The sequence below is a fragment of the Paenibacillus sp. MER 99-2 genome (assembly GCF_023714095.1).
Lineage (GTDB): Bacteria > Bacillota > Bacilli > Paenibacillales > Paenibacillaceae > Paenibacillus.
This window is the reverse complement of sequence record NZ_JAMAUZ010000053.1, coordinates 1-257: the sequence shown is the minus strand read 5'-3', so window position 1 is coordinate 257 and position 257 is coordinate 1. Positions and strand designations below refer to the sequence as shown.

Genomic DNA, 257 nt, shown 5'->3' with positions numbered 1-257 from the left:
ATACTGAGTTCCATACCATACGATTTCAGTTGCTCCACGTATTCTTTTGACGTGTACTGCGAGCCACGATCCGAGTGATGTAGCAGTCCTGGAGCGGGGCGTTTGGCCCGGTAAGCATCATTCAATGTATCTAGCACCAGACTCGTTTCCATATGGTTGTACAGACGCCAGCCTACAATTTCACGCGTACATAAATCCAGAACACTGGCGAGATATAACCGGCCTCCTCGGCAGGGAATGTAGGTGATATCGGTGAC

1 protein-coding gene is annotated in these 257 nt (G+C 49.8%); it reads right to left on the bottom strand.

Annotation, left to right across the window (positions count from 1 at the left end; all coding sequences use genetic code 11):
* The coding region (locus M3636_RS29280) for a DDE-type integrase/transposase/recombinase (protein ID WP_251384762.1) at positions 1-257 on the bottom strand (257 nt) is incomplete at both ends.